Origin of the sequence: Streptosporangium sp. NPDC000396 (genome assembly GCF_042898655.1) — a bacterium.
GTDB lineage: Bacteria > Actinomycetota > Actinomycetes > Streptosporangiales > Streptosporangiaceae > Streptosporangium.
In genome coordinates this window covers 1-23,839 of record NZ_JBIAZA010000010.1, presented here as the reverse complement: position 1 = coordinate 23,839, position 23,839 = coordinate 1, and the positions used below count along the sequence as shown (strand labels likewise).

Annotated in this window: 28 protein-coding genes, 1 tRNA gene and 2 pseudogenes; 20 read left to right on the top strand and 11 right to left on the bottom strand. The window is 65.2% G+C overall.

Going from position 1 to position 23,839, the window contains the following annotated elements:
* The first annotated feature begins 5 nt into the window (after nucleotides 1-5).
* The 3 genes and pseudogenes from ACFY2X_RS17590 to ACFY2X_RS17580 form a co-directional block, all read left to right on the top strand.
* A complete protein-coding gene (locus ACFY2X_RS17590) occupies nucleotides 6-200 on the top strand; it encodes a hypothetical protein (protein WP_389939281.1) in 195 nt (64 codons plus the stop codon).
* A gap of 224 nt (nucleotides 201-424) precedes the next feature.
* Nucleotides 425-1,483: an aromatic acid exporter family protein gene (locus tag ACFY2X_RS17585; protein ID WP_389939279.1), complete on the top strand. Its 1,059-nt coding sequence runs from the start codon at nucleotides 425-427 to the stop codon at nucleotides 1,481-1,483.
* 1,050 nt (nucleotides 1,484-2,533) lie between these two features.
* Nucleotides 2,534-2,701: pseudogene (locus tag ACFY2X_RS17580) on the top strand (2-oxo acid dehydrogenase subunit E2); the annotation flags it as partial.
* 59 nt (nucleotides 2,702-2,760) lie between these two features.
* On the opposite strand, the gene ACFY2X_RS17575 reads toward ACFY2X_RS17580, so the two are convergent.
* Nucleotides 2,761-3,486 carry a hypothetical protein gene (locus ACFY2X_RS17575; protein ID WP_389939277.1) on the bottom strand — a complete coding sequence of 242 codons (726 nt, stop codon included), beginning with the start codon at nucleotides 3,484-3,486 and terminating at the stop codon, nucleotides 2,761-2,763.
* Between the two features lie 214 nt (nucleotides 3,487-3,700).
* On the opposite strand from ACFY2X_RS17575, the gene ACFY2X_RS17570 reads away from it, so the two are divergent.
* Together ACFY2X_RS17570 and ACFY2X_RS17565 are read left to right on the top strand one after the other, a co-directional pair.
* On the top strand, nucleotides 3,701-4,468 hold the full coding sequence (locus ACFY2X_RS17570) for a L,D-transpeptidase (RefSeq protein WP_389939275.1): 768 nt from the start codon (nucleotides 3,701-3,703) through the stop codon (nucleotides 4,466-4,468).
* A 175-nt stretch (nucleotides 4,469-4,643) separates the two neighbouring features.
* Nucleotides 4,644-5,607, top strand: a pseudogene (locus tag ACFY2X_RS17565) (replication initiator).
* 59 nt (nucleotides 5,608-5,666) lie between these two features.
* On the opposite strand, the gene ACFY2X_RS17560 reads toward ACFY2X_RS17565, so the two are convergent.
* Nucleotides 5,667-6,326, bottom strand: a complete 660-nt coding sequence (locus ACFY2X_RS17560; protein WP_389939273.1) for an HAD family hydrolase — start codon at nucleotides 6,324-6,326, stop codon at nucleotides 5,667-5,669.
* 242 nt (nucleotides 6,327-6,568) lie between these two features.
* Nucleotides 6,569-6,631, bottom strand: a tRNA-Arg gene (locus ACFY2X_RS17555).
* 168 nt (nucleotides 6,632-6,799) lie between these two features.
* On the opposite strand from ACFY2X_RS17555, the gene ACFY2X_RS17550 reads away from it, so the two are divergent.
* Together ACFY2X_RS17550 and ACFY2X_RS17545 are read left to right on the top strand one after the other, a co-directional pair.
* A complete protein-coding gene (locus ACFY2X_RS17550) occupies nucleotides 6,800-8,941 on the top strand; it encodes an AIPR family protein (RefSeq protein WP_389939271.1) in 2,142 nt (713 codons plus the stop codon).
* Between the two features lie 77 nt (nucleotides 8,942-9,018).
* The gene (locus ACFY2X_RS17545) at nucleotides 9,019-9,279 is read left to right on the top strand and encodes a hypothetical protein (protein ID WP_389939269.1); all 261 of its coding nucleotides are present in this window, start codon (nucleotides 9,019-9,021) and stop codon (nucleotides 9,277-9,279) included.
* A gap of 263 nt (nucleotides 9,280-9,542) precedes the next feature.
* Here ACFY2X_RS17545 and ACFY2X_RS17540 read toward each other — a convergent pair whose 3' ends face one another.
* The 3 genes from ACFY2X_RS17540 to ACFY2X_RS17530 form a co-directional block, all read right to left on the bottom strand.
* Nucleotides 9,543-10,898, bottom strand: a complete 1,356-nt coding sequence (locus tag ACFY2X_RS17540; protein WP_389939267.1) for a hypothetical protein — start codon at nucleotides 10,896-10,898, stop codon at nucleotides 9,543-9,545.
* Complete coding sequence (locus ACFY2X_RS17535) at nucleotides 10,895-12,829, bottom strand: N-6 DNA methylase (RefSeq protein ID WP_389939265.1); 1,935 nt, start codon at nucleotides 12,827-12,829, stop codon at nucleotides 10,895-10,897. The genes ACFY2X_RS17540 and ACFY2X_RS17535 overlap by 4 nt, the downstream gene beginning before the upstream one ends.
* Before the next feature lie 324 nt (nucleotides 12,830-13,153).
* Nucleotides 13,154-13,888, bottom strand: a complete 735-nt coding sequence (locus tag ACFY2X_RS17530; RefSeq protein ID WP_389939263.1) for an XRE family transcriptional regulator — start codon at nucleotides 13,886-13,888, stop codon at nucleotides 13,154-13,156.
* Between the two features lie 151 nt (nucleotides 13,889-14,039).
* On the opposite strand from ACFY2X_RS17530, the gene ACFY2X_RS17525 reads away from it, so the two are divergent.
* From ACFY2X_RS17525 to ACFY2X_RS17515, 3 genes are all read left to right on the top strand, one after another.
* Nucleotides 14,040-14,378 carry a hypothetical protein gene (locus ACFY2X_RS17525; RefSeq protein WP_389939261.1) on the top strand — a complete coding sequence of 113 codons (339 nt, stop codon included), beginning with the start codon at nucleotides 14,040-14,042 and terminating at the stop codon, nucleotides 14,376-14,378.
* Between the two features lie 3 nt (nucleotides 14,379-14,381).
* Entirely contained in the window at nucleotides 14,382-14,852 is a 471-nt protein-coding gene (locus ACFY2X_RS17520; RefSeq protein ID WP_389939259.1) for a GntR family transcriptional regulator, read from the top strand.
* A 65-nt stretch (nucleotides 14,853-14,917) separates the two neighbouring features.
* Nucleotides 14,918-15,466 (top strand): HD domain-containing protein, encoded by a 549-nt coding sequence (locus tag ACFY2X_RS17515; RefSeq protein WP_389939257.1) that lies wholly within the window; start codon nucleotides 14,918-14,920, stop codon nucleotides 15,464-15,466.
* 37 nt (nucleotides 15,467-15,503) lie between these two features.
* Here the strand turns inward: ACFY2X_RS17515 and ACFY2X_RS17510 are convergent, their stop codons facing one another.
* On the bottom strand, nucleotides 15,504-16,004 hold the full coding sequence (locus tag ACFY2X_RS17510; protein ID WP_389939255.1) for a hypothetical protein: 501 nt from the start codon (nucleotides 16,002-16,004) through the stop codon (nucleotides 15,504-15,506).
* A gap of 126 nt (nucleotides 16,005-16,130) precedes the next feature.
* Nucleotides 16,131-16,607 carry a hypothetical protein gene (locus tag ACFY2X_RS17505; protein ID WP_389939253.1) on the bottom strand — a complete coding sequence of 159 codons (477 nt, stop codon included), beginning with the start codon at nucleotides 16,605-16,607 and terminating at the stop codon, nucleotides 16,131-16,133.
* Between the two features lie 8 nt (nucleotides 16,608-16,615).
* Here ACFY2X_RS17505 and ACFY2X_RS17500 point away from each other — a divergent pair, with 8 nt between their 5' ends.
* Together ACFY2X_RS17500 and ACFY2X_RS17495 are read left to right on the top strand one after the other, a co-directional pair.
* Nucleotides 16,616-16,795 (top strand): hypothetical protein, encoded by a 180-nt coding sequence (locus ACFY2X_RS17500; protein WP_389939251.1) that lies wholly within the window; start codon nucleotides 16,616-16,618, stop codon nucleotides 16,793-16,795.
* A 139-nt stretch (nucleotides 16,796-16,934) separates the two neighbouring features.
* Nucleotides 16,935-17,258 (top strand): putative quinol monooxygenase, encoded by a 324-nt coding sequence (locus ACFY2X_RS17495; protein ID WP_389939249.1) that lies wholly within the window; start codon nucleotides 16,935-16,937, stop codon nucleotides 17,256-17,258.
* Here the strand turns inward: ACFY2X_RS17495 and ACFY2X_RS17490 are convergent, their stop codons facing one another.
* Both ACFY2X_RS17490 and ACFY2X_RS17485 read right to left on the bottom strand, forming a co-directional pair.
* Nucleotides 17,259-17,738: an NUDIX hydrolase gene (locus tag ACFY2X_RS17490; RefSeq protein WP_389939247.1), complete on the bottom strand. Its 480-nt coding sequence runs from the start codon at nucleotides 17,736-17,738 to the stop codon at nucleotides 17,259-17,261. It abuts the gene before it with no gap.
* 3 nt (nucleotides 17,739-17,741) lie between these two features.
* Nucleotides 17,742-18,482: a DUF5919 domain-containing protein gene (locus tag ACFY2X_RS17485; RefSeq protein WP_389939245.1), complete on the bottom strand. Its 741-nt coding sequence runs from the start codon at nucleotides 18,480-18,482 to the stop codon at nucleotides 17,742-17,744.
* Nucleotides 18,483-18,635: 153 nt separating this feature from the next.
* Between ACFY2X_RS17485 and ACFY2X_RS17480 the strand changes: the two genes are divergently transcribed.
* Both ACFY2X_RS17480 and ACFY2X_RS17475 read left to right on the top strand, forming a co-directional pair.
* On the top strand, nucleotides 18,636-18,854 hold the full coding sequence (locus ACFY2X_RS17480) for a hypothetical protein (protein ID WP_389939243.1): 219 nt from the start codon (nucleotides 18,636-18,638) through the stop codon (nucleotides 18,852-18,854).
* On the top strand, nucleotides 18,851-19,027 hold the full coding sequence (locus ACFY2X_RS17475; protein WP_389939241.1) for a hypothetical protein: 177 nt from the start codon (nucleotides 18,851-18,853) through the stop codon (nucleotides 19,025-19,027). Before ACFY2X_RS17480 ends, ACFY2X_RS17475 begins: the two co-directional genes overlap by 4 nt.
* 5 nt (nucleotides 19,028-19,032) lie before the next feature.
* Here the strand turns inward: ACFY2X_RS17475 and ACFY2X_RS17470 are convergent, their stop codons facing one another.
* On the bottom strand, nucleotides 19,033-19,368 hold the full coding sequence (locus tag ACFY2X_RS17470) for a winged helix-turn-helix domain-containing protein (protein ID WP_389939239.1): 336 nt from the start codon (nucleotides 19,366-19,368) through the stop codon (nucleotides 19,033-19,035).
* Nucleotides 19,369-19,497: 129 nt separating this feature from the next.
* On the opposite strand from ACFY2X_RS17470, the gene ACFY2X_RS17465 reads away from it, so the two are divergent.
* From ACFY2X_RS17465 to ACFY2X_RS17440, 6 genes are all read left to right on the top strand, one after another.
* Nucleotides 19,498-19,851, top strand: coding sequence for a hypothetical protein (locus tag ACFY2X_RS17465; RefSeq protein ID WP_389939237.1), 354 nt, complete (start codon nucleotides 19,498-19,500; stop codon nucleotides 19,849-19,851).
* Entirely contained in the window at nucleotides 19,844-21,193 is a 1,350-nt protein-coding gene (locus ACFY2X_RS17460; protein WP_389939235.1) for an FtsK/SpoIIIE domain-containing protein, read from the top strand. Before ACFY2X_RS17465 ends, ACFY2X_RS17460 begins: the two co-directional genes overlap by 8 nt.
* Nucleotides 21,194-21,218: 25 nt before the next feature.
* Nucleotides 21,219-21,854 (top strand): DUF2637 domain-containing protein, encoded by a 636-nt coding sequence (locus tag ACFY2X_RS17455; protein ID WP_389939234.1) that lies wholly within the window; start codon nucleotides 21,219-21,221, stop codon nucleotides 21,852-21,854.
* Between the two features lie 16 nt (nucleotides 21,855-21,870).
* Nucleotides 21,871-22,188, top strand: a complete 318-nt coding sequence (locus ACFY2X_RS17450) for a hypothetical protein (protein WP_389939232.1) — start codon at nucleotides 21,871-21,873, stop codon at nucleotides 22,186-22,188.
* Nucleotides 22,178-22,318, top strand: coding sequence for a hypothetical protein (locus ACFY2X_RS17445; RefSeq protein ID WP_389939230.1), 141 nt, complete (start codon nucleotides 22,178-22,180; stop codon nucleotides 22,316-22,318). The genes ACFY2X_RS17450 and ACFY2X_RS17445 overlap by 11 nt, the downstream gene beginning before the upstream one ends.
* Nucleotides 22,319-22,418: 100 nt before the next feature.
* Nucleotides 22,419-23,839: replication initiator (locus tag ACFY2X_RS17440; protein ID WP_389939229.1), on the top strand; the 1,421-nt coding region annotated here is incomplete at its 3' end.

Below are 23,839 nucleotides of genomic sequence, written 5' to 3'. Positions count from 1 at the left end.
GGGAAGTGGACCTCTATCGAGAGGCCACCCCGCGGCCGCGCGTCCGCGGCTTCGCCGGCCTGCTCCGGCCCCGCGAAGGCAACCCCGACCGTCTCGACGCGTGGATCGCCACCGCCCGCGCTGCCGATCTGCCTCACATGCATGCCTTCGTCCGTGGCCCCGACCAGGACCGCGACAGTCCCGCCGCGCGGCCCCGGTAATGGCAGCGGTGAGGTTGTCACCGACCACCCATCCGCCCTCGGTCAGGTCCACTCCGCGAGGCCGTGGCCCCCTGACCTTCGCCCGAATGGTCCGAATAAGAAGAATTCAGGGCAAATGTGATCCCAATGTCATAAAGATCCGCCATCGTGGAGGGGTGCGAACGTGGCTCAGCGATCAAGTTAGGAAACGACTGGGCACGTTTGGCCTTCTTGCGCCATCCATCGTGCAGTGTGCCGTGGGCGCCGCGCTGGCCTGGATCGTCGCCGTTCATCTGCTCGGCCACGCCCACCCCCTCTTCGCGCCGATCTCCGTGATGATCTGCGTGGGTGTGGGGCTCGGTCAGCGGCTGCGCAGGGTGGCCGAGCTGGTGGTCGGCGTCAGTCTGGGTGTGGGCATCGGCGACCTGCTGGTGTCCTGGATCGGCTCGGGCCCCTGGCAGATGGCGCTCGTGATCGCGCTGGCGATGACCGTCGCGGGGCTGCTGAACAGCGGTGAGCTGTTCGTGTCGCAGGTCGGGTCGTCCGCGGTGCTGGTCGCCATGCTGGTGCCGGGCGAGGACGTCGGCGGGCTGGACCGGATGGCTGACGCGCTCACCGGCGGCGTCATCGGCATCGTCGCGGTCGCACTGCTACCCGCCAGCCCGCTCACCATCGCGGGCAAGCATCTGTCCGGCGTGCTCGACGCCCTCTCCACCGTGCTGGAGCAGGCGGCGGAGGCGATCGAGAAGTGCGATGTGGACCTGGCCGCCGAGGCCCTGGAATGCGGACGCAGGACACAGACGGCGATCGAGGAATTCGAGGCGGCGCTGGAGAACAGCAAGGAGATCATCATGATCTCGCCGCTGCGCTGGCATCACCGGGCCAGGCTGGCCAGGTACGAGACCGCCGCCGTACCGGTGGACCTGGCGCTGCGCAACGCGCGGGTGCTGGTCCGCCGCACGCTCGCGGCGCTGGGCGAGGCCAGCCCGCCGCCGGTTGCGCTGGCCGAGTCGCTGCGCGAGGTCTCAGAGGCGGCGCTGCTGCTCCAGCTCGAACTGGGGGCTGGGCGCGAGCCGATGCTGGCCAGGCAGGCGTTGCTCGCCGTCGCCGCGCGGGAGCGGCCCAAAAACCTGGGCTTCTCCGCGAACGTCACTATCGCGCAGCTGCGCTCCATCGCCGTCGATCTGCTCGAGGCGACCGGGATGGACCACAACGCGGCCTCGGCCGCGCTGACCCCGCTGAACGAGCCGAGCGACGAGAGCCCGGTTGAGGCCGAACAGCCCGAAGGCTCGCCAGATCCGTGAGACGGTCGATTGCGATGGACCAGGCGGGGGCAGGCCCAATACTTGCGAAGACATCCCACATTGCCAAGTAGCCGCCGCTGGAAGTTCCTCGGGGGTTGACGGTTCGCGGCGGGATGGACCGCCCAGATCGGTGTCCCTGTCTGATCGGTCAGGGGCGTCAGGCCGGGGTGGGCGGCGGCCAGGGCAGTAAGGTCGGCGCGCTGGTCACCGATCGGGGCGATCAGCGTTTCCAAGCGGAGTGTTTTCCGTGGACCTCGACGACTGCGCGGCTCATGATTGAACCGCTTGTGAGGGGTCTTGCTCGCCGTGCGAACTGCTCAAACGACTGCAAGATCGTCCCGCGCATGTCCCGCGATCATTGACCTACGGCTGCACACGGCTGCCTTCGGCTGCGGGGAGGTGCGTGAGCCTGACGAACGAAGCTGCAGGTCAAGTGCATACATGCTGGTTGAAAGAGTGCCCCGGCATGATTCGAACATGCGACACCCACTAAGGACGTGCACGGCGACGTTGGCACTGTCATCAGCGGCAACACCGGCCCGATCCACAGGGTCCCGCCAGTGATCACCGCAAACCAACGATTTCGCTGATCAGTAACGATGCGGTCTATCGCTACCGGGACCCTGGTCCGGTCGGGCTGACGAGCCCGGTTCACGGGTGGGACAGGGCCGGGTCAGCCGTTGGCCCAGGGGACGAGTCCGGGCGCATGGTCGGCGATCATCATGTGTGGTCAACGAGGTACTGACGTCACTCTCGTCACGCAGAGCTAACTCGCTCGATCAGGGGCGGGACATGATCGCGGGCGCCATGCTGTGGGGAGGCTCTCGGCACCCAGAGCGCATCGGGCTCTAGGGATCTTGCAGAGCGTCACACAGGCTTTGTCACCTGCGGCGCGGTGTTCGAGTAAGCCGTCATTAGCTCCACCTCGACAAACGCCCCGCCGATCACGGTGTGGGGCGTTCGTGTCATCAGCCCCCTCGAGCTTCCCCTTCGCCTTCTGTTCGGCCTTGACCCGCGTGCTGAGCGCGTCGGCGTCCTGGCGTTGGCCAGACTAAGGACTTGTCGTGGGTCGTCGGCGGCCGGCTCGCCGTACGGATGATGATCACGCCGGTATTGTCGTTCGATCACCGGATCATCGACGGCGACCTCGGTTCGCTGTTCCGCCGTGACATGAACGCGATACTCGCGGATCCGTCGCGCATGCTCGTCTGGGGCTGAGAGACGACCGAGGGCCCGGATCACGTTGATCCGGGCCCTCCGTCGTTCGGTGTCGCGTGTCAGCCGGTGACCGGGACGTCGGTCTTCACCGGCGTCGGGGTGGGCGCGGGCTTGGGCTCGTCCTGCTTCTGCGTGATGTTCTCGTCCCACTCGATCCAGTCATGGGTCACCGTTTTCGGATCTCCCTTACCGGGGTGGGTCGGGGTCGGCGTGTTGCTCGGCGTCGGCGTCGAGGTGGGCGTCCGCGTGGGAGTGGGTGTGGACGTCGGAGTCGGAGTCGGAGTGACTGTCGGCGTGGGCGTCTGGGAGGGCGTCACCGTCGGGGTGGGCGTCTGGGAGGGCGTGGGTGTCGGGGTGGGCGTCACCGTCGACGTGGGTGTCGGGGTGGGCGTGGGTTCACACTCGACCCAGAACACCTTGTGCTTGGGTGCGCCCTTCTTCCCCTCGAAGGTCCAGAACAGCTTGTAGTGCCCATTCGGCAGAGCCATGTCGACGGTACGGCCATGCCCGTCCTCGTCGAGCACGAGGGCGCCGCTCTTCACTGTGGTCTGGTCACCCGTGGGCGGCCAGGACTTGATCTCCCAGCTCACCTGCTCGGCCGCGTCGAAGTTGAACCCGACCAGATAGAACACGCAGACGTGCGGCTCGTCGCGCTGGTCGTCCTCCGGCGTCGTCCACTTGTGGATCTTGACGTCGCCGTTGTCACCAGGCGGCTTTCCCTGGAACGCTCCAGCTGAGGCCGTACTGGAGATGGCGAGCACCGCGAGTGCCGCCACTGCGAGCATGAGCGCCGCTGCGATCCAGCGACGGACTAAAGGGAGTCGGGGGGGTGTCACGCGCACCTCGGGATGTATGAGTAGCTGGAGCCTCATAGGGCTCATATGTGTAAAAATGTCACACCCGTTGGCCCAGCGTATTCAAACGTTCCAAAACGTTATCTAGCAGGTCAGATAGTTACGCGTTCGTGTCGTACGTGTCATAGCACCTCAGGAGCCGATCGTGCCGCTCGCTGCCCCCCACCGACTCATTGGCGCCGCGCTCGTCGCCATGAGCCTTGTCGCCTCGACCCCCGCCGGCGTCGCCGCGTCGCCCGTCGCCGCCTCCGTCACGGCGACCGCACTCCCCGAGGCCACCACATTCACGGAGCTGAGGGGCCTCCCGCAGGACACCGACATGTACGGCAAGCTGAGCGGCGTTGTGGTCCACCCCGCACGCACGGTGGCCGTCTACCCGCAGCCCGGCGGCAAGCCCACGGCCACTCTCCCGGCGAAGCAGCTCGGCAGCCAGACCTGGGTCCCAGTGGTGGAGGCGCGCAAGGGCTGGTACCGCGTGCTCCTGCCCAGCAAGCCCAACCACGTGACCGGCTGGATCAAGGCCACGGGCCTGAAGAAGGCGCGCAGCCGTTACCGCGCCATCGTGAAGCTGGGCACCAGGCAGCTGACCGTGATGAACGCGAAAAAGAAGCTCGGCGCCTGGACGGTGGCCGTCGGCGGCCCTGAGACGCCCACCCCGGTGGGCAGGACCTTCCTGCTGGCCCTGATGTCGCCGAAGAAGAAAACGTACAGCCCGCTGATTCTGCCGCTCGGCACGCACTCGGCGACGCTCGACACCTTCGGCGGCGGTCCCGGCACGGTCGCCTTCCACGGCTGGCCGGACCGGAAGGTGTTCGGCAAGGCGGTCACGCACGGCTGCATCCGGGTGCCTGCTCGCGCGCTCAAGGTGCTGGCAGGACTGCCTCTGGGGACTCCGGTTCTGATCGCTCCCTGAGGATGAGGGCGGCGGCAGCTCAGGCCGCACCGCCATAGGCGCCGTCCGCCCCACCCAGCGAGCCCGCCGACCCGGGTGCCACGCCACCGCACAGAGCCAGACCCACCGCCGCTGATTCGTCAGCCTCTCCGCCACCGGAACCGTCCACACCCGGCGGGAGAAGAACGGCACCGTCCTGCCGTGCCACCCCCGGCGGGACGCGGCCACCTGCCCGCACGGACGGGTCATGTCCTGCACCGCCCGGCACAGGACCGACGAGGGATGCCTCGGCGAGCCGCTGTGCCCGGACTGCTACGACCACGCGGGCAGCGTGCTGTTCAACGCCATGTCCCCGGAACTGTGGCGGCGCTTCACCGAAGCACTCCGGCAACGCGTGGCCAAACTCGGGGGCCTGACCCTTCGGGAACTGCGCGACCAGGTGACGATCTCCTTCGCCAAGGTCGCCGAGTATCAGCGGCGCGGGATCGTCCACTTTCACGCCGTGGTCCGCCTCGACGGCCCGGACGGCCCCGCCTCGCCCTCCTGCCTGGGCAACAGCTGACGTCCTGGCGGACGCCGTACGGCATGCCGCCTCCGCCGTGACGGTCACCGTTCCCAAAGTTCCCAGTGAACTCACACGAGCTTTTCAGTGGGGCACTCAGCTCGACGTCCGGCAGATCACCATGGGCGGCGACCTCACCGATCAGGCCGTAGCGGCCTACATCGCCAAGTACGCCACCAAGGCCGCCGAATGCGTCGGCACCCTCGACCGGCGCATCAACCCCCTAGACGACCTGGCCGTACTCCCGATCCGCGACCACGCCCGGCGCCTCATCGCCGAGTATGGAACGGCGGACGATGGCAGGCTGTTCCACACCTCAAAGGGACGTCCCTACTCGGGCTCGGCGCACTCCTATGTCTGGCAGGAGACGCGGGCGCTCGTCTTCACTGAGGCTCAGGTGAACTCGCCTCTTGCTGCCCGGCCGTACGACCTGCGGCACGCTGCCCTGTCCCTGTGGCTGAACGCAGGGGTGCCGGCTACCGAGGTGGCCATGCGTGCGGGGAACAGCGTGGAAGTCCTCCACCGTGTCTATGCCAAGTGTCTGAACGGCCAGCGAGAGAGGGTAAACGGGAAGATCAACAACGCACTCAACGAGTGATCCGCAACGGTCCGCGTCACCAGGCCTCGACTTCGGTCGGGGCCTTTGTCGTGCCTGTTTCAGGCGGTCGTGTTGTCCCCGTGCAGGATCTCTATCGCCTGGATGACGTCGGTGACGACGTGGTGTGCCGAGTGGCCGTGTCCTGGCCAGGTGCCGCGGTTGATCCAGATCGTTCGCAACCCGGCGGCCCGGCCGCCGCTGATGTCGGCGACGAGATTGTCCCCGATCATCCATCCACCCTTGGCGACGGTCGTCCCGCAGCGCTGGGCGGCGATCTCGAACAATCCGGTGTCGGGCTTACGGATGCCCTCGGCTCCTGACAGGGCCCAGGTATCCACGACATCGGCCAGACCGGTCTTACGGATCTTCCCAAGCTGGTTGTCCGCCATGCCGTTGGTGACGATCGCCACCCGCCATCCGGCTGCGCGGAGCCGGGACAGCCCGTTCAGCACCTCGGGCCGGCAGCGAACGAGATGGGGCATGCGCCTGCGGTACCTGCCCCATAGCTCCTCGACTGTGTCGGGCAAGGCGAAGTGTTCCCGTACCTTGCCGAAGAAGACCTCGCGATGGGGGACGCTGTCACGATCAAGCTTGAGCAGCAGGTCGACCCCGTCGCGCCCCAAGCCGTGCTCCTCGGCGAACTCTCTGGCCCAGTCCTGGAACGCCTCGTCGAGATCTATAAGGGTGTTGTCCAGGTCGAAGAGCGCGAGTCGTTGCACGATGGCTCATCCTAGATCTACAGCCTCCCAGAGCCTGGGGCGCCAGCGGAATCGGAAAGATCCTGCATGCTGATGGCCCTCCGAAATGGGGGGCGACCTGCGGAAACGCCTTCAAGATCATTCCGCGTATATTCCGCGACTGCTGGCATACGGCTACCTATGGCTGCACTGGGTTGCCTATGCGTGCTGAGACATGATCATGGATAGCCCCAGGTCGGAGCTGTATTCGCTGGTAAGAAGAGTGCCCCCGGCATGATTCGAACATGCGACACCCGCTTTAGGAGAGCGGCGGCCGTATGGCTGGCACATGCAGTGTGAGCTGCGCGAACGCCTCGCACAGCCCGTGCCCTTTGCAAGATCATCCCACACATGTCCCGAGAACACAGCCAAGGTCATAGTGGGATCTACTACATTTAGGGCGGCGACATGGCTGCTCGCCCTGCCCTGGAGAGGACGGGCGCAGACGACAACCGATGCCATCAATCGTGTGGGGTGGTGAAGTGGCGTACCCGGTTCAGATACGCAACCTCAAGCGGCAACTCAAGGCGCGGTTTCGGCCTCTGATTGACATGTCGGACTGGGCGGGAAGGCCTGATGAGGAACAGTGCTTCCTGAGCCGGGCGGTGGCTGCGCTGGCAGTGAAGCTGGAGACGGTAGCCTCGGATGAGGACGCTGCCCGAGCAGTTATTGATGGTGCCACGGATCGTGGGATCGATGCCGTTGCAGTTGAGCAGCGCGGGGATCGACAGCACATCACGCTTGTACAGGCAAAATGGAATGACAAAGGGGAAGCAGGCTTCGGTGAAGCCGATGTCTCCGCTGTCATGCGCGGCCTGGACTACCTGCTCGATCTGGATTTCTCCCGGTTTGGGAGCAAAATCGATCGGCATGCGGCGGAAATCGATGCTGCACTGAATAGCCCTTCTCCTAAAGTAACTGTAGTGCTGGCGCTAGTCACCGGAAGTGATCTGCACCCAAATACTAGGGCTCTACTAGAAGAAGAAATAGACAAACATAATCTTGATGACGACCTCGTAGACTACAAGATCATAAATCTGCGTGATTTGCATCGGGAAATTCTTGGGGAGCATGCCGAACGCAAGGTGAATCTGGACGTTCAGCTAGATGGTGCGGGTAAGATAACCGACCCCTTTCTTGCCTATTACGGTACCGTTTCCGCTGGAGAAGTGGCCGATTGGTACGGAAAATATGGACGGCACCTTACTGCTCGCAACATTCGAGATGCCCTCGATCTTAGCGACGTTAACGAGAAAATCAGGACTACTCTGATTAGAGAGCCTGAATACTTCTGGTATTTGAGTAACGGCATCACTCTCATTTGTGATCGGATACGCAAACATGGTAAAGGTGCTCCCATTGCGGGACGGCCAGCAGGATTCCGTCTTGAGGGTGCAAGTGTAATCAATGGTGCGCAGACTGTAAGTGCCGTCTACCGGGCAGTGCAGCAGAAGCCAGGAAAGACGGCAACCGGTAGGCTCCTAATTAGAATTATTTCATTGGAGGATTCTCCTGACGATTTTGGGGACCGGATCACTGTCGCAGCGAATACTCAGAATCCAACTGAAGAGCGAGATTTCCGGTCTCGTCGACCTGAACAGGCTGACCTGCGTCATGAGTTTGCCCTATCGCTGGGGTTAAACTACGTGATCAAGCGCGGCGAGTCTGATCCGCTAGAAGCGGAAGGCTGCACGATGACGGAGGCCGCCCTAGCGCTGGCTGCTGTTAAATCTACTGAGTTCACAGCGATTGCAAAGGGGAACGCCTCGGCGCTCTGGAAGAATCAATACTATCGCTCGCTGTTCACTGGCAAGCTTACAGCTCATCGAGTATGGCGATGCGTTCAACTTCTACGATGCGTACGTAAAGCTCTCTCGGAGGAACAAGAGCACCTTGCTGGTCGTGCCGCAAGTGTTGCAGCCTATGGCGACCTCCTTCTCACTCATGTTCTTTTCCGGACTATGGACACAAGCGATATTGACGCTGATGAATCGGACGCATCCGCCGCTTGGGATGTGAGACTCACTGAGGTCCGAGAGCGCGTCAGGAAAGCTCTGGGATGGCTGGTGGTAGTTATCGACGGCGCCTATGGAGTCAATAGCCACATAATTACGACTGTACGTAGCCCTGATCGCGTTGAACTTGTCGCGAATGCGCTGTATGAGCGTATCCTCAGTGGCGAGGAGCCTCCTAGCGGCTCTCTGCCGATGCTAAACCAGGTGACAGGTTCCTCTGGAACATCTGCGCCACGTGCAGTGTGGACGATCGTCGACGCTGGTCTGATACCGGATGGGTCGACTTTGGAATTTCGCCCGGTTACTGCTCCCGAGCGTCGACAATTGCCTAGATGGCTAGAGGAAGACCCGAACCGGGCGAGGGCCACATGGCAAAACAACAAGAGTAGGCCTCTTATCTGGCATGCGGATGGCGAGGCGTACGCGCCTTCTGCGCTAGTGCGAAAGATGCGTCGAGAAGTAATGGGAAACGACCAGCAGATCCAGGGAACGCTGTATTGGCATGCTCCAGGTAAAGGATCTCTGGTTGACATCGCCCAGGAGATCCGGGATAGCTCAGAGGCTCAAGAGGAGGATAGCTAACCTGCGGATAAGTTCTAAAGAAAGTGAGTCGTGAGCGGTGAGGGATGCAAGCCATTGCCGTTTAGGAGTGTTCATTCATGCCTGTCGTTGAGCTGGAATTCGGGTTTGGGGTAGCACGCTTCGCCATGCCCTTCACCAACAACCCTGTCAAGTATCCTCAGTACATGGTCAAACTTCAGATGAAGAGCGGCGGATGTTGGCACAATGTCCGCAGCGCTGCCCGCTACTACCTGATCAGCTCCTACCTCGGCATCGCCCGCAACCACAGTATCCATCCACTAGACGCTCTCCGTAATTCCCTGGCCGGGAACCTCTGGACGTCACCCCAAAACGCCTGAACAATCACAGGTCTGAATGGATACCTTCGATCCACGTTCGTCCAAAGTCATCCAGGTCTGTTGTTAGGCAACGGTGTTAGTAAGATTACCCAGATCAACCACGGAATCCGGTGGCAAGGCCTGACGAAGGAGGGCCTTGGCGGCGATCGCCCCGGCCTGTACGGCGGTTACCGAAGTCAGCGATCGTCACGGCCTCAGCCTTGCTTGGCACGAAGAAGCGGTACCCGCTTGCGCCGGCTCATCCCCAAATCCCTACTGGGTGATCAAATGGTCGAAGTCGCAGCGGCGATCTCCGCTTCAAGCATCTCGATTGCTCGACTCTCTGCCTTACTAGCTTCCGCAAAGTCGTCCCAGCACGTGGTCGCGGCATTGCCAAGCGCATTGTCCATCGGGGGAAGAATCACTTCGCCGAGGTCCGACGGGTTCACCGCGTCCACAACGGAGCCAGCAGAGCACGCCTTGACTTGCATCTGAACCTGGGGTATCGCGAAGGCGAGATAGAGCCAACCAGGATTGACGCCAGGATTCGGCCGTACCCGCATCACGTGGTTGTTAGCCAACCATCCAGCCCTGTCCGAAGCGATAAGAGCCGGTTGAGCAATCCGTTCTTCAGCGCGGCCCTCTGCGCCGAACGCAATTATTCCCTCAGTCAGTTCGTAGTCGGAGTAGTCAAATGATCGCGCGGCGATATGCTTGAGATTGATCGGGAGGGACTGCAGCAGCTGGCGGCCTGAGACGATCGGCCGTCCGTGTTCGGCCTCGACGTAATATCGCCGGTACCGGCCAGGGATGAATGATTCTGCGACGTCTCTGGCGCGAACCCCACCAGCATCCTTAAGAGCAGCGCGGATGTCGGCTACAGCAGGGTCATGAAACGCAGCGTCCAGACGCCCGTTGAGTCCTGCAGCGTTGAGTGCCCACCCCGCAGCGCGCCGCTCTCTGACCGCGGGCTTTGGCAGATTGGCCGCAAAGTCCTGTGTGACCTGGTCGAGTCGAATCCGGGCGCGCTCTCGGAGCTCCATGGCGTGCCGCATGAGATCGGATACTCCACGCTGTACCGAGCGTACGAACGGAACGGAGATCGCCGCCACTTGCTCCACGGTGATGTGGTCGATGACCGATCCACTCAGGTCGCCTCGGAGTAGGTGCTGGCCAGTAGAGGTTCGCAGGAAAGCGAGTGTGTAAAACCGGTCGGCCTGGTCGTCGATCGACACACGAATCATGTCGTGCGAAAGAGCAAATTTGGCGAGGTGAGCATCAGCGATGGTCAGCGGCCCAAGATTCCGTCCAGAGCAGCTCTGCAGCAGATCGCCTGCTTTGATCAGGTAATTATCAAGGTTTTCCGTGCGAGCGCGGGAGAGTCTATCTGCCTCAAACGGAAGGTAATCAAACACGTCGTAGGGGCGAAGGTAGGAGATGAACTCCTCGCCGTCAGCAGCATAGGTACGCTTGAACCGTCCCGGCGCCCAAACACTGGCGTAATCACCCAGCGTCCTCAGCTCGACATCGGCAAGGCCCGCGAGGGCATCTCGGATCATCATGGCTGGTGCCGTGTGATATCTGGCATCCAGCCGGCCACTGGCGAGCAGTTCCCCGGCTTTGGTTGAAGTGACGATCATCGTTGCTCACTCTGCCAATGCAAGTAGGCGGTAGCGACCTCGGGCAACTCGTCGTCGATCTGGCGCTCAGTCACTGTAACGTCACGCAGAATCTCCACACCAGTCGTCTGGTCGATCTCGACAACCGTCTCGGTACGGCTGACCAGCGCGTCTTCGCCGTCGGCTGTGCGTCGGTAAATCAGGTTTCCTCGCTTGTCATGACCGACCTTCTCCGCGACGGCCATGAACAGCGGGTAGTCAAGGCCGGTCGTTTCTGCTTGGGCGACCTCGTCGGCGCTGAGCCTGCGCATCAGGACCATCGACGTCTGAGTGTCGTTCTTGGGCTGGAACAGGTCTCGGTGCATGTCGACTACCGCGAGGATCTGGGCGTGCCGAAGGAGCCAGTGGCGGACGTAAGCCAGGCCTGGGTTGTTGAGGATGCCATTGGGAATGACCATCGCCATGCGTCCGGTGCCTGGCTTAAGCAGCTGGAGGGCTCGCTCAATGAACAGAATCTCCGGTGGCTGCGACTTCTGAAGCACGGCGTTGCCGTGGCGGTCCCGCCGGATTGCCCAGTCACCGTTATCGTTCTGGTCCCAGACAGCGGCGAGATCGTACTGTGACAAAGTGTCCGCGTCGTCGACGGGCAACTTGGTGCCGAACGGCGGGTTGGATACGATGACGTCGATGGATCCTAGCCGAATGGCCTTGCGGAGCTCCGGCCGCCATGTGTGCGGGTTCTCCAGAGTGTTCGCCTGCCACAGTCCGCCAGAGCCGTCATTATTCATGACCATGTTCATCTTTGCGGCACGCACCAGTGCCGGGTTCAGGTCAATTCCGAAGACGCACTGTGACAGGTAATCCTGGCGACGGCGGAACAATTCCTCTCGTTCGGCATCGGTCCCGTTGGAAGGGTCTATCCACTCTGCGCGTTCGTTGCGCTCAATGTGGTTGAGGGCGTGATTCATCGCGGTGATAAGGAATCCGCCAGTACCGCATGAAGGGTCAAGAACCCTTTCGTTAGGTTGCGGATCAATCATCGTTACAGCCATGCGGCAGGCGTTCCGAGGAGTGAAGAACTCGCCGCGGTCTCCGCGAAGGTTTGAGCCTACGATCTCCTCGTATGCGACGCCCTTAACATCGACCGGTGAGGCAAGGAGCGAGTACCCCTGCAGCTCAGTTACCACGTAGGCGACGACGGAAGGGCTGAGGTCGATGTCATGGTCCCGAGCCTCGAAGATCGTCGGGTATTTCTTGACGACCTTCTCTGTGAAAAGATTTTGAATGCGTTTCTTTGCTGTCATTGCGACAGTCGCATTCTCTCGCTCGCTGGGAGTTGCATAAAAACTAAGAGTGCGGGACCGCTCATCCTCGATCTTTGTAAAGATCAGCTTAAGTAGCTCCCAGAAGGCATCGGTTTTCTGCTTGCCCTCGTGAGCTGCAATGTAGTTGTGGCATCGCCGAAAAGCGAACAGAAGATTATCGGCGGTTGCAACTTTTAGGTCACGCCGCTTGGGTCGTTGAGCGTCTTCCTCGGTCTGTCCGAAAGCAGGGATATCGATGATCTCATCGAAGGTCCAGCCGCCCTTACCATTGGGGCGCTTGGCGTAACAGAAGCGATCGTCGCCGTTTGTCCATATCCCGTACTTGACGTTGAGGCAAGAGGCCATATACGACTGAAGCTGGCCGATACCTTCTGTCTTATGCGTTGGCTTGACGTCGGCCTTTTTAGTCTCAACCAGGATAAAGGCGTTGGCCTGGGTGTGCTCCGAACCAGGATCGAAGACCACGATGTCCACACGCTTCCGTGCAGAACCCATTTTTATGGCGAACTCAGGTTCGCAGTCTTTCGCCGGGTACTTGTACTGCCTGACGAGAGCTTTCTCGATGTTCTGTCGAACGTACTCCTCGGGCGTATCCCTGACCAACTTGCCGGTGAGGAAGTCCGTCACCTGCCCCTCCGGGACGGACCCGACAGGGACGACCGTAGGGCTGGTTGGAAGGGAAGGCGCAGGCATGCAGTGTCCTTTGGAGGGCGAGGGTAATCCGTCCGTCCCGGGCAGCCTATGGGATTCTGTGGCTTCGCTACGCCAGGTCGGTACTGCCCGCACGAGGCTTGTCCCCTACTTGGCAATGCGCGCGTGGGCGGCGCCGGCCGCGACCGGCCGGAGAGCCGCAGCGCGGCCAGCGACCGCCCGACGCGCGGCGGGTCGCCGCAGGCGGCACGCCTTTAAAGACGGGTAGATAAGTTTCTTCCGATCTTGGAATGAGTGTCATCAGCCACTTTGAGCTGCGGGTACTGCGCCGGACCAGACTCGTTCGAAGCTGTCGAGGTAGGTGGTGGCGGTGCTGTCGGGTTCGGTGCCGGTGATGTAGATGACGGGGGCTTCGGGGGCGCGGGTGCCGTAGGCGTGGAGGTTGACCAGGAGGTCGTTGTCGGCGCGGTAGATGGAGTTGTACAGGATCGTGCCGTGGAGGCGGATCTCGACTCCGTCGACGGCCTGGAGAGGCCGGTAGAGCGTGCGGGCGTTCTTGGTCCTGGAGACCATGACGTCGCCGCCGACGCCCTCGTCCACTCCGCGGGTGGCGACGTGGGAGCTGGTGGGGTCGCCGAGCAGGATGCGCACCCGCACTCCGGCGGACGCCTTCTGGGTCAGGATGCGGAGCAGTCCGGCGTCTTCGGCGAGGAACAGGCCGCTGTAGACGAGGATGCCGATCTCGGTCTGTGCGGAGTCGAAGAAGGTGCGCCAGGTGTCGGCCGGTACGGCCCAGCGGTGCGGGTAGACGGCCTTGATCTCGGTCGACAGTCCCGGGCGGCGGCGGACGCTTTCGGGCCACAGGTCGTTTTCGTCGACGTGGAGGAGGTCGGCGACGGCGAGGCGGTGGCGGGGGTGGGGGACGCGGCCGGCCAGCCAGCGGGAGACGGTTTTGGGGTCGACGGTCAGGTGGGTGGCCACGTCGAGGGGTTGCAGGCGGGCCCGTATGAGGGCGTGGCGAAGGTTCTCGTTCATGCGGGTGTACCTCCCGGAGCAGGTCGGTACCAGCGACGCTAACATAAGACGTCCCTAGACGTCCCTCAAGTCGTGGTGCCCGCGTCCGGCCCCGCACAGAAAACTCGGCGGCATCCACCCAGTACCTCTGAGCCGACGGGAGCACCCGCCCATGAACAGAGAGAAGATCATCGCCCACCAGCAGGACCTGCTGGCCAAGCTGCGCGGTTACCTCACACAGATGCACGTCCCGACCTTCCTGACGGCCGACCACAACGGCCAGCCCTGCCTGGAGATCACCGACCACAACGCCCGCACCCGCCGCGTCTACGTCCAGGTCGTCTTCTACTGGTTCTACTGGGGCGACCGGCCCGACGAGCGCACCTCGACGATTCACCTGCCGATGGCCGCCGAGGACATCGCCGCCGCCCTCCGGCGAGGCTGGCGCGAGGGCGAGCAGGGCACGCTCACCATCAACCTGGGCAACATCTCCGGTGCGCACGGCCGCTGACGCATGACCGACGACATCGACGGATGGTTGACCGGCAGGCAGGTCTACGACCGGATCGCCGAACGGCTCCGCGCGCAGATCACCGCCGGTCACTACCCCCCGGCCGGCGCCCTGCCCTCGGAGGCGGCGCTGGCCCAGCGTTTTCACGTGGCCCGCAGTACGGTCCGGCGCGCCCTGGCCATCCTGGAGGACGAAGGGCTGATCGACACGATGCCCGGCGCGGGACGCCGGGTGAAGAGCACCGAGCAGCGGGCGGCGCTGTACCGCTACCAGGCGATCGCCGCCGCGTTGCGCGAGCGGATCACCACGGGCGCCCTGGCGGCGGGGACGGCTCTGCCGAGTGAGAGCGCGCTGCGGCGGCAGTACCGGGCATCGCGCAACACCGTCCGCCACGCCCTGGCCGAACTGGAACGCGAGGGGCTGATTGTGACGCGACACGGTAAGGGACGTTTCGTCCGCTCTGTGGAGTGTTGAGACGTCCTAGGACGTCTGGCGTCATCTCTGGAAAGGCTCTGGAGACGGTTTCTATGGTGAGGCGCATGGGACAAGCCGAGTGGGCGCGTGACCTGGCCCGGCAACTGCTGGAAGAGGCGTTGCCGCGCCGGTGGGCGCACACCCAGGGGGTGGCCGCGCGGGCGGTGTCGCTGGCGCCGATCCTCGGCGCGGAGGCCGACCTGCTGACTGCGGCGGCCTGGCTGCACGACATCGGATACTCGCCCGTGTTGGTCGACACGGGCTCTCACGCGCTGGACGGCGCCCGTTATTTGCGTGACGTCCACCAGGCCGACGATACGATCGTCCGGCTGGTGGCTCACCACACGTGTGCGGAGTATGAGGCGGCCGAGCGCGGCCTGCTGGATGTGCTGAATGCCGAGTTCGACAAGGAACGCCCGGAGTTGGTGGAGGCGCTGACCTACTGTGACATGACGACCAGCCCGGATGGTTTGCCGGTCGAGGCGGAGGCCCGGCTGCTGGAGATCCATTCCCGGTACGGCCCCGAGCATCTGGTCAGTCGGTCGATCGCGAAGGCGACTCCGTGCATCACCGCGGCCGTGCACGCCGTACAGGCCGCGTTGGAGCGAGGCTGACCTCTACGACGGGAGCAATCCAGGTCATCTCTCGGGGTCAGTAGCCGCGGTGTTCGGCTTTCCGGCGGATCTTCGCGCTGCCGTACTCGCCACGCCGCAGGCACCTCGGACACGGGCACGGGAATCTGCCGTGGGCGTTGAGCATGTACCGCCAGCCGGTGACCCGGTTGACGCTGCGGACCCGGTGGATCTCCCCGGCGCTGATCGCCCGGGGGACGAAGACCTCATACCCTCGGGCGTCCTCGCATCCGGCGATCAAAGCGGCGGCCTCGGCGCTGGAAAGCTCCTCATGGGCCCGCGCGTAGTGGCCCACGAACACCGGCTCGTCGTCGGGCAGCCGGAAGCCGACGGCGACCATCGTACGTCGGCCGTCGCGCCGTAACTCCCGGCCCCACTGGTGGGTGAGCTGGTAGGAGGGCAGGATCGGCAGGCAGAACACCCCGGCCGTGCCCTCATAGTCGCGGCTGCGGGCGCGAACGCCGGCCCGCCGGATCGAGCGGACGTCATCGGCCGGGGTGAGGTGCGTGAACAGGGTCATCGGGCGCGCCCTCCGGGCGTCGTCTCCACCATGATCGGCACCTTACGGGCGCCAGCAAGGCGCGGCCACAGGTTTTGGCTCCGGTGCACAGCCCGTCGCAAGCGGTGCGGTGGCCGCGGCAGCGGGTCAGCTCACCCCGCCCACGATGGCCTTGCCCTCTCGTGCCGCCGCCGCGTAGAACGGCCCGAGGTCCTCAAACCCCTCATAAGCGCCGTCCGCCGTATCCCGCTGCGCGGTGCTGAACCCCCATCCCTCGCCCATCAGGCCCTGCGCGACGGCCGCCACCTGGCCGGGATCGAGGACGAAGGCCGGGCCGTAGTCGAACTCGTAGCCGTCCACGTCGTTCTCGCCGTTCTCGCCGGTCGCCGCCGCGAGCCAGGGATAGCACTCCTTCCACTCCGCGGTCCCATGCTCGGTCTCGGCTCTGCCCTTCGCGATGGCATCGAGGGTTCGGTAGTCGTCTCCGAACATGTCGGTTTCCGGCTGGAAGCCGGCGGGCGCCTGCCCGTCGTCGAAGAAGATCTCTCCGATCAGATCAGGGTCCGCCTGTACGGACTCCAGCAGCTCGACATCGATCTTCGCCAGGTTCAACCACATCGACATGATCGTGAATGGTAGCCGTGCCGGTCGAGGCCGAGATAGGCCTGGCGGAGATCTGCTCCCGGTACGGCCCCGAGCATCCGGTCAGCCGGTCGATCACCAACGCGACTCCGTGCATCACCTCGGCTGTGCGGGCGGCGCAGGCCGCGCTGGCTGATGGTGCTCTGCCAGATGGCAGGGACGGCCGCTGACGGCAGACCGGGGCCAGGACGCCCTGACGGCTGGCCGACGGGGCTCTCGCTTATCGTGGTCATGCGCCGTACGCCTGTCCCGTGCGGCACCCGCACGCGGAGCACGCGCACCCTTCAGCACAGCGAAAGAGACCGGCTCATGATCTTCATTGCCGTCAAGTTCACCGTTCGTCCCGAACGCAGCGAGGAATGGCTCTCGCTCGTTGACGACTTCACCCAGGCCACTCGACAGGAGCCGGGTAACGTCTTCTTCGAATGGTCCAGGAGTGTCGAGACGCCCAACCAGTTCGTCCTGCTCGAGGCGTTCGCCTCATCCGCGGCGGGCGAGGCCCACGTGGGCTCCGAGCACTTCAAGACCGCCATGGCGTGGATGCCCGAGGTGATCGCGAAGACGCCGGAGATCATCAATGTCGAGGTGCCCGGTGACGGCTGGTCGCAGATGGCGGAACTGACACCGGCCTAGCTAGCCGATGTACGGCCCGGCGGCCTCGGCCAGGAAATGCCCGATCCGCAGGCGCATCGAGCGATCCATGGTCAACGCGTCGATCTCGTCGCGGGGCACCCAGCGCACCTCGCGGGACTCGTCGCTCGGCGTTGGCTCGCCGGCTATCGCGCGGCCGGTCAGCACGATGGAGAACTCCTGGCGGGCCTCACCATTGGAGGTGTAGAGGATCACGTGCTTGGGGTCGGTGTAGGTGCCGACCAGGCCGGTGATCTCGCAGGTGATGCCGGTTTCCTCCAGCGTCTCCCGGATGGCCGCTTGTGGCAGGGATTCGCCGAGGTCGATGGCGCCGCCGGGGACGGCCCAGTTGTCGTTGTCGGTGCGGTGGATCATCAGGATGTCGCCGGCGTCGTTGACGACGATGACGTTGACCGAGGGGACGAGGCTGTTGGGCACAGGGGCGGCGGGGTCGTCGTAGAAGTCGATCCGGCGGGCCGTCATGGGTCAGGACTCTACCGGGGTGGCGCGGTTCCAGACGGCTTCGAAGCTGCTGGTGTAGGTCGAGACCATGTCGCCGCCGGTGACCTTGCGCAGGTGCATGACCGGCGCGTCGTAGGCGGCCTTGCCGTACACGTGGGTGTTGACGAGAAGCTGGTCGTCGGCGCGGTAGATGGAGTTGTACAGGATGGTGTCGTGGAGACGGATCTCCACGCCCTCGCGCTGCCGTAGTGACCGGTAGAGGAAGAGGGCCGTCCTGATCTGGGCGGCCATGCCGTCGTTGACGCCCTCGTCCGCGCCGCGCTGGGCGACCTCCGCGCAGTCGGGGTCGCCGAGCAGGATGCGCACCTTCACGCCCGCGTCGGCCTTCTCGGCGAACAGGCGCACGATGCCGGTGTCCTGGGCGATGAAGATGCCGCTGTAGACCAGCACGTCGATCTCTTCCCGGGCCGCTGAGAACAGACGTCCCCAGGTGTCCTTGGGTACGGCCCAGCGGTGCGGATAGACGGTGACGATCTCGCTTTCGGACACGGCTGCGGCCTGCGCAGGGGTCAGCGCGTCCGGCCACAGGTAGGCCTCTTCCACGCCGAGGAGTTTGGCGACCGCGAATCGATGCTTTCGGTACGGTATGCGGCCCTGGGTGATCCACCGCTCCACGGTCTTGGCGTCCACTTGGACGGCTTCGGCCAGCGCGTCGACGGTGGTGCCGTGTTCGAGAAGGGCCACCCGCAGCCGCTCGTTCGCCATCTCACCTGCCCGTAGAGGGGACGTCCAGGGACCTGGCAATCGTAGACCGGACGTCCTGTACATGTCCCATCCTGTAGTGATCACGTCCTGACTCTTCGTCGCACTCTCGGTATCGCAAGGCACCACCGACAGCGACCGAGAGGAGAGACGACAATGATCAACTACATCCGGCCGATCGACGAGACTCCCGCCTGCGAGTGCGGTGCGGCCCTGGAACAGGGACGATTCCTCTGCCGCAAGTGCCGGGCGCGGGACCGCTGGGTGCGGCGTCAGACGGCCAAGCGCAGGACGACCGGCAAGAGAAGCGGGCAGACCCGGCGTCCGGCCAACCGTCCGCGCGGCATCGTCGAGGCGGGGGTGATCTGGACGTGACCGCGATCCCGCTGATCATCGGCCTCGTGCTGAGTGCGACCGTAGCCGTCGGCTACGTGCTCGTCCTGGTCGGGATGCGCCAGGAGGACCGGCGGATGCGCCTGGCCGACGCTCCTCCCAGCCGCGCGGCGGGTCTGGCCCGGCGGGTCACCGGCTGCCACGTCCGAGGGTGAACGTACTACTCGCGGTCGGCGAGCTGGGATTCCACGCGTTCCAGCCGGGCTGACAGATCCCGCAGCGTGGCGCGGATCTCGGCGAGCTCGTCGGAGGCCGGCGGGGCCGGGGCGGCGTCCTCGCGGACGAAGACGCCCTTGCCCTGCTGGCCGATGACCAGCCCTTCGGTCCGTAGGACGCCGACGGCGAGCTTCACCACGCTCAGCGAGGCGTCGTAGGTGGTCGCGAGCTGGGTGGTGGAGGGCAGCGGGTCACCGGGGGCGAGGGAACCGCGCCGGATCTGCTCGCGCAGGTCGTCGGCGATCTGCAGGTAGCCGGCTCGCCCGGTGTTCTTGACCATCCGCTCCATCTTCCGTCGCGTGTGCTCTCTAGTTCAGCACAAAGACGCGACCAAGCCAACCATGAGAACGTTGACAACTAGGCTAACTAGGTTGACTATGTTGTCTGAGACGAACAAGGAGGTCCATCCATGCGCACCATCCCGATCCCCGTCGACACCCACCGACTCCGCTTCACCTGCGTCAAAGCCGCCCGTCCCCGCGTCGTCGACCAGGACACCGGCAAGATCAAGACCGACAAGGACGGCAACAAGGTCTACGAGTCCGTCCTGCTGGCCGAGGACGAGTTCGGCCGGATCGAACTGGTCAAGGTCGGAACCTCCGGAGAACCGCCGATCGCTCCCGGTCAGGACGTCGTGCCGACCGGTATGGTCGGCTACGTCTGGGAGATCCCGAGCAACGGCGCCTCCCGCTGGGGCATCAGCTACAAGGCGGCCTCGATCGTCCCCGTCTCCGGCAAGCCAGGGGGAGGCGGCGATGCCTGACCTCCTGCGGCTGCTCCTCACCCTGGCCTGCACGGCGGTCGTGCTCTGGACCTGGCAGCGCGTGCATCACCGCTCCTTCTGGCTGGTGGCCGGCTACCCGCTCACCGCGCTCGGCATCCGGGCCTCCTGGCGCAAGGTCGCCCTCGGCTGCGGCCTGACCAAGAAACGGGCGCGCTGGGCCTTCACCCTCACCCCCGGCGCGCTGATTTCCACCGGCACCGTGAAGGTCCGGCGGCGCTTTCGCCGGGTCGCCGTCGACACCACGCCATGGATGCGGCTGCCCCTGCCGACCCGGCACGGCTGGCGCGTCACCCTCCACCTCCTGGAGGGGCAGATCCCCGACGACTACAGCCAGGTCGCCGAACGGCTCGCGCACTCCTGGGGCGTGCACGCCGTCCGGGTGTCGTCCCCGCGTCCCGGACGGGTCGTCCTGGCCGCCACCATCCGCGACCCACTCGTCCGGGTCGACCGGCTCCCTCCGTCGGACGAGCTGCTCAAGGTCACCGTGGGCCGCCTGGAGACCGGTAAACCCTGGGTGATCGACTTCCGGACCGTCCCGCACTGGCTCAACGCCGGGGCCACCCAGTCCGGCAAGTCCAACCTCGCCAACGCCCTGATCGTCGGGCTGGCGCCGCAACCGGTCGCGCTGGTCGGCTTCGACCTCAAGGGCGGGGTGGAGTTCACCCCCTACGCGCCCCGGCTGTCGGCGCTGGCCACCACCCGCGCCGAATCGGTTGGCCTGCTCGATGACCTGGTGGCGCTGATGCTGGAGCGGATGGGCCTGTGCCGTACGGCGGGCGCCCGCAACCTCTGGCAGCTTGCTCCGGCGGTGCGGCCGGTGCCGGTCGTGGTCCTGGTCGACGAGCTGGCCGAGCTGTATCTGATGGCCGACAAGTCCGAGAAAGACGAGATCGCCCATACTTCCACGGCTCTGCTGCGGGTGGCCCAACTCGGGCGGGCGTTCGGGATCTATCTGTTCTGCTGCGGCCAGCGGATCGGCTCTGATCTGGGCCCCGGCGTCACGGCCCTGCGTGCCCAGTGTTCGGGGCGGATCTGCCACCGGGTCAACGATCCGGAGACCGCGACCATGACGCTCGGCGATCTCGACCCGGCCGCGCTGGCCTCGGCGCGGGCGATCCCGGCCGAGACGCCGGGGGTGGCGATCGTGGCCTCCCAGGACGGCCAGTGGTACCGGGCCCGGTCCTTCCATGTCTCCGAGACCATCGCCGAACACGCCGCCCGGACCTACGCCGATCTCACCCCGTCCTGGACGGAGATCACCGCCCACGCGCCGACGACCGAGTTCGACACCGCCGACCTGGACGAACTCCTCACCGCCTGAACCACCGACAGGAAAGGGGGACACGATGCGCCGCCTCATCCGTTGGCTGCTGGACACCGGGCCGATCCTGGTGCTGGCCGCCATCGCGGGTGCCGGATCGTTCACCCACATCCGCGACACCGCCGCCGAGCACGGTCAGGACGGGTGGATGGCCTGGGCGGTGGCGGTGTGCGTCGACCTGACCTGTGTCATGGCCGCCCGGGAACGCCAGCGCGACAAGCACACCGGCCGGACCTCCGACGGCCCGATCTCCTGGCCCACCCTCGTCCTCGTCTTCGGGATCGTCCTGTCGCTGGCCGCCAACCTCAACCAGGCCGACCCGTCCCCCTGGGGCTGGATCACCGCCGCCACCCCGGCCGGGGCGTTCCTGATCGCGGTCTCCATGCTGGAACGCCGCGCCTCGGCTCTCTGCCCCGCGCCGGAGCACGAACCGTCCCCCGTCCCGGACATCGTCCCCGAACCAGCCCCGATTCCCGTCCTCGTTGAGCGGGACGGGCCGTCCCTAGAGCTCCTCGACTACGCCCGGCGCGTGGCCGAGGAATACCAGACCGCGCACAGCAGGCCGATCAGCCGCGACACGCTGCGCGCCCGTCTGGGTGTGTCCCACCAACTGGCCTCCGACCTGCTGCGCACCCTGCGCACAGCGCCGGACGCCCTATGAAAAGGAGAACCAACCCATGTCCATCGACACTCACCGTCGCACCGCCTTCATCAGCGGCCTACGGAACCTGGCCATCTTCCTGGAGGCCAACCCCGCCGTCCCCATCCCGACCGACCCGACGATCATCACCTACTACCCCGAGCAGACCACCGATGACGGCCTGCGCGCCGAGATCGACCGGATCGCCACCCTGTGCGGCACCACCGTCGACCCGCGACTGCTGCCGCTGGGCCACTACACGGTCGCCCGCTGCTTCGGCCCCATCCACGCCGAGTGGACCGCCATCCTCAGCACCGCCTGTACCGACGCCCCAGAGCCGCCACATGAGTTCTGACCCGCCCGACGAGCCGATGACATCGGCTGAGATCCCGCCCCAGCGGTGGCGGTGCTGCCACTGCGGCAGCACCGGAAGCGACAGCCTCGGCACCACCTGCGAGCACTGCGACGGCCTCGGCTTCTGCTGAAGGCTGTCGGCGCCCCCGGCCTGGCCGTACATCCGCCAAGACGCCTGCCAGGTCGGGGGCCATCCCCCCTCACCCCAACGAGTGAAAGGAGGAGACCATCTTGCCCACAACCCACCCCAATCCGCACGCGATCGCCGGCATGATCACCCGCCTCAACGACCGCAACTACCCCCGCTGGGCCGCCCAGCTCCGCGCCACCGGCGGCTGCCGCCAGCCCATCCACATGCGGGGCCGCGTCCTGCACGTCGACCGCGCCACCGGCCGGCTCCTGCACTCCTACACCACCACCACCGAACCCGACGGCGTGCTGCGCCTGCCGTGCAAGACCCGCCGCGCCTCCCGCTGCCCGGCCTGCGCCGAGATCTACCGCGCCGACACCTACCAGCTCATCCGTGCGGGCCTGGTCGGCGGCAAGGGCGTCCCCGCCTCGGTCACCGCCCACCCCTGCCTGTTCGTCACCCTCACCGCCCCCTCCTTCGGAACCGTCCACACCCGGCAGGAGAAGAACGGCAAGACCCTGCCCTGCCACGCCCGCCGCAACGCCGAAACCTGCCCGCACGGGCGGGCGATGTCCTGCACCACCCGGCACGGCGCCGACGAAGCCTGCCTCGGGGAACCGCTGTGCCCGGACTGCTACGACTACACCGGCAGCGTGCTGTTCAACGCGCTCGCCCCCCAGCTGTGGAAGTACGTCACCGACGCCCTGCGCCGCCGCGTCGCCAAAACCGCTGGCCTGACCCTGCGGGAGCTGCGCGAGCAGGTCACGATCTCCTTCGCCAAGGTCGCCGAATACCAAAAGCGCGGCGTCGTCCACTTCCACGCCATCATCCGCCTCGACGGCCCCGACGGACCCACCTCGCCGCCCCCGGCCTGGGCCACGGCGGAGATGCTGACGCACGCCGTCCAGCACGCCGTCAAAGCGGTGACCGCCACCGTCCCCGCCGCCGGTGACGACCCCTCACGCGTTCTGCGCTGGGGGCGGCAGCTCGACATCCGCGAGATCACCATGGACGGTGAGCTGTCCGACCAGGCGGTGGCCGGCTACATCGCCAAGTACGCCACCAAGGCCGCCGAATGCGTCGGCACCCTGGACCGGCGCATCAACCCCCTCGACGACCTGGAAGCCTTCAACCTCCGCGACCACCCCCGCCGCCTCATCGCCGAATGCCTGCGCCTGGGCGAACTCGACGAGCTGGCCGACCTCCGCCTCGCCCAGTGGGCCCACATGCTGGGCTTCCGCGGCCACTTCTCCACCCGCTCCCGCCACTACTCCACCACCATGGGCTCCATCCGCGACGAACGCCGCGACTTCGCCCACGCCGAAGAGATCACCACCGGCCGCCTGCCCCTGTTCGACGAGGACACCGTCCTCGTGATCGCCACCTGGGAGTACGCAGGCAAGGGCTTCTCAACCGGTGACGCGCTTCTAGTGCCGCATCAGGCAACGTTCGCCCTGCTTCGCCGGGCGCAGAGGGAGTTGGTCTGGCAGGGTTCGGCTATGGGCGATCATGGACTGGATGA

What these genes read in the sequence shown, in the direction of transcription:
- ACFY2X_RS17575 (WP_389939277.1), bottom strand. Translation starts at nt 3,486, where the DNA reads ATGCTCGCAGTGGCGGCACTCGCGGTGCTCGCCATCTCCAGTACGGCC.
- ACFY2X_RS17550 (WP_389939271.1), top strand. Translation starts at nt 6,800, where the DNA reads ATGCCATCAATCGTGTGGGGTGGTGAAGTGGCGTACCCGGTTCAGATA.
- ACFY2X_RS17545 (WP_389939269.1), top strand. Translation starts at nt 9,019, where the DNA reads ATGCCTGTCGTTGAGCTGGAATTCGGGTTTGGGGTAGCACGCTTCGCC.
- ACFY2X_RS17540 (WP_389939267.1), bottom strand. Translation starts at nt 10,898, where the DNA reads ATGATCGTCACTTCAACCAAAGCCGGGGAACTGCTCGCCAGTGGCCGG.
- ACFY2X_RS17530 (WP_389939263.1), bottom strand. Translation starts at nt 13,888, where the DNA reads ATGAACGAGAACCTTCGCCACGCCCTCATACGGGCCCGCCTGCAACCC.
- ACFY2X_RS17525 (WP_389939261.1), top strand. Translation starts at nt 14,040, where the DNA reads ATGAACAGAGAGAAGATCATCGCCCACCAGCAGGACCTGCTGGCCAAG.
- ACFY2X_RS17520 (WP_389939259.1), top strand. Translation starts at nt 14,382, where the DNA reads ATGACCGACGACATCGACGGATGGTTGACCGGCAGGCAGGTCTACGAC.
- ACFY2X_RS17515 (WP_389939257.1), top strand. Translation starts at nt 14,918, where the DNA reads ATGGGACAAGCCGAGTGGGCGCGTGACCTGGCCCGGCAACTGCTGGAA.
- ACFY2X_RS17510 (WP_389939255.1), bottom strand. Translation starts at nt 16,004, where the DNA reads ATGACCCTGTTCACGCACCTCACCCCGGCCGATGACGTCCGCTCGATC.
- ACFY2X_RS17505 (WP_389939253.1), bottom strand. Translation starts at nt 16,607, where the DNA reads ATGTCGATGTGGTTGAACCTGGCGAAGATCGATGTCGAGCTGCTGGAG.
- ACFY2X_RS17500 (WP_389939251.1), top strand. Translation starts at nt 16,616, where the DNA reads ATGGTAGCCGTGCCGGTCGAGGCCGAGATAGGCCTGGCGGAGATCTGC.
- ACFY2X_RS17495 (WP_389939249.1), top strand. Translation starts at nt 16,935, where the DNA reads ATGATCTTCATTGCCGTCAAGTTCACCGTTCGTCCCGAACGCAGCGAG.
- ACFY2X_RS17490 (WP_389939247.1), bottom strand. Translation starts at nt 17,738, where the DNA reads ATGACGGCCCGCCGGATCGACTTCTACGACGACCCCGCCGCCCCTGTG.
- ACFY2X_RS17485 (WP_389939245.1), bottom strand. Translation starts at nt 18,482, where the DNA reads ATGGCGAACGAGCGGCTGCGGGTGGCCCTTCTCGAACACGGCACCACC.
- ACFY2X_RS17480 (WP_389939243.1), top strand. Translation starts at nt 18,636, where the DNA reads ATGATCAACTACATCCGGCCGATCGACGAGACTCCCGCCTGCGAGTGC.
- ACFY2X_RS17470 (WP_389939239.1), bottom strand. Translation starts at nt 19,368, where the DNA reads ATGGTCAAGAACACCGGGCGAGCCGGCTACCTGCAGATCGCCGACGAC.
- ACFY2X_RS17465 (WP_389939237.1), top strand. Translation starts at nt 19,498, where the DNA reads ATGCGCACCATCCCGATCCCCGTCGACACCCACCGACTCCGCTTCACC.
- ACFY2X_RS17460 (WP_389939235.1), top strand. Translation starts at nt 19,844, where the DNA reads ATGCCTGACCTCCTGCGGCTGCTCCTCACCCTGGCCTGCACGGCGGTC.
- ACFY2X_RS17455 (WP_389939234.1), top strand. Translation starts at nt 21,219, where the DNA reads ATGCGCCGCCTCATCCGTTGGCTGCTGGACACCGGGCCGATCCTGGTG.
- ACFY2X_RS17450 (WP_389939232.1), top strand. Translation starts at nt 21,871, where the DNA reads ATGTCCATCGACACTCACCGTCGCACCGCCTTCATCAGCGGCCTACGG.
- ACFY2X_RS17445 (WP_389939230.1), top strand. Translation starts at nt 22,178, where the DNA reads ATGAGTTCTGACCCGCCCGACGAGCCGATGACATCGGCTGAGATCCCG.